Genomic DNA, 1,878 nt, shown 5'->3' on the forward strand with positions numbered 1-1,878 from the left:
ACACCGGGCGCACGGTGCACTACCTGTACGAACCGGGCAGCTTTGTGCCGGTGGCGCAGGCTCTGCGCAAGGCCCCGATACGGTTGTACAAGGAGCCGGACTGGAGCAACCGCCCCTACGACATCGACCAGGACCCGCTCTGGCAGCAAGCGGCCTCGCCACAACCCTTTGATGCGATTACCTGGTACCAGTGTGACCACCTGGGTACGCCGATGGAACTGACCGACCACAACGGCGACGTGGCGTGGTCGGCGCAGTACAAGGCGTGGGGTGAGGTGAAACAAGAACGTTCGGCCTGGGCAAAACAGGTGGGGTTGAACAACCCGATCCGCTTCCAGGGCCAGTATCACGACCATGAGACTGGGCTGCATTACAACCGGTATCGGTACTATGATCCGGCGGTTGGGCGGTTTGTTGGGCAAGATCCGATCAAGTACCTGGGCGGGGCAAACCTGTTTGCTTATGCCCCCAATCCAATCTTCTGGATTGATCCGCTGGGGCTGGCCAAGAAGCAGCCTGTACGGATGGTCAATGGTTGTCCAATTATTGGTACGGGGCAAAAGACAGGGGGCGATGGCCATGCGCAAATGTCGGAAGATATTGCGGAACAGATGGCGATGAGTGGGGATTATGAGCGGGTGGGTGTGAACGTTGCGGTGAAGACAGTTACGGGGGTTCCTACAGATCCCAATACACGTCCTGATGTAACTGGGCTGCGTAAAGATGGGAAAGTGGATATTGTTGAGGTGCCTTCGCCTACTGATAAATTCCGTGAGTTGGATAGCAAGGCTGAGAATACGTTAAGTGGCCTTGGAGCGCGAGCTGGTGATTACTCTAGAACACCTAGGACGATGAGGGTGAAGTAATATGGATGGTAAATGCAGTTTCTTGGTCGGAGATGCAGTGTGCACTCCTTTAGATGTTCTGCAGGATAGTCAGTATTTGAAACTATGGTTTGAGAGTATTGGGTCAAGAATAGATAGATTTGGGGGGGCGCGTGGTAAAGTAATAAAATACACGAGTTCTAGTTTTGAGAGAAATATAAGATTGATGGATTCGGTAGAGTTATTTTCGGAGCGGCTTTGGGCAAAGGGTGAGCAAGATGAACCATTCAACTGCGCATTTTCTGCTGTCCTATCAAGTGCCACAGGATTGCTGTTGGCTGCTAATAGCGAACAGGTTGATGTGACTGATTTGCTGGAATTTGTGTTGTTGTATGAGTTTTTTTATGCGAAATTTGGGTACATTTATTTATACCGAGAGTCACAGGTTTACGGTGCGGCGTATGGGATGGGGTACTATTCTCCAGATGAATGTCATCCAATGTTCTGGTCTCGTAGGAGTGAAGCTGGTAAGTGGGCGAAGGCAAAGAGAATGTCTCTTGATTATTTATATTTGAGAGATGTTTTTGATTTGAATTGTCTTGGTCAAAGTAAAATAAAGGCATTTCCAGAGGTTCAGCGTAAAGTTTTGGAGGATGTTGTTGGGCGGTATGGGGAAGTAGAAGAGCGTAATGGCTTTGTATGCTGGGCCTTGAGTGGAGATGCACAAGAGGCCGCAAGGGATGAGTTGATTTATCATGGTCTGTTAGCTTCGCATGCGATTGATTAAAAATGTAAGTTCTGATAGCGAGTTGGAGAGATATTAATAGGTCTTGAAAGGTTCGCCAATATGATTTGCGGGTTGAAGGGGGAGTTTAAAATTATAAAAATATAATTATGATCATTCTTCGACCCCGTAGGCCGCCTGACTTCCCGCGTGGCCAGCCAGGGTGACCAGCGCGAGGAAGAAACCTTTGCCTACGACGGCAACGGCAGGCTGATCCAGGCCATCAACGCCGCGAGCAAACTGCAGTGGTTCCATGACGAGGCCGGCAAC

At 50.1% G+C, this 1,878-nt stretch carries 2 protein-coding genes; both read left to right on the forward strand.

The annotated features are described in order from the left end of the window. A partial coding sequence (locus tag JZZ72_RS27975; protein WP_236066348.1) for an RHS repeat-associated core domain-containing protein occupies positions 1-866 on the forward strand: 866 nt, incomplete at its 5' end. A gap of 1 nt (position 867) precedes the next feature. Continuing rightward, positions 868-1,611: a hypothetical protein gene (locus tag JZZ72_RS27570; RefSeq protein ID WP_146095044.1), complete on the forward strand. Its 744-nt coding sequence runs from the start codon at positions 868-870 to the stop codon at positions 1,609-1,611. The last annotated feature ends 267 nt before the right edge of the window (positions 1,612-1,878 follow it).

This window comes from Pseudomonas palmensis, from assembly GCF_017848315.1.
Classification (GTDB): Bacteria; Pseudomonadota; Gammaproteobacteria; order Pseudomonadales; family Pseudomonadaceae; genus Aquipseudomonas; species Aquipseudomonas palmensis.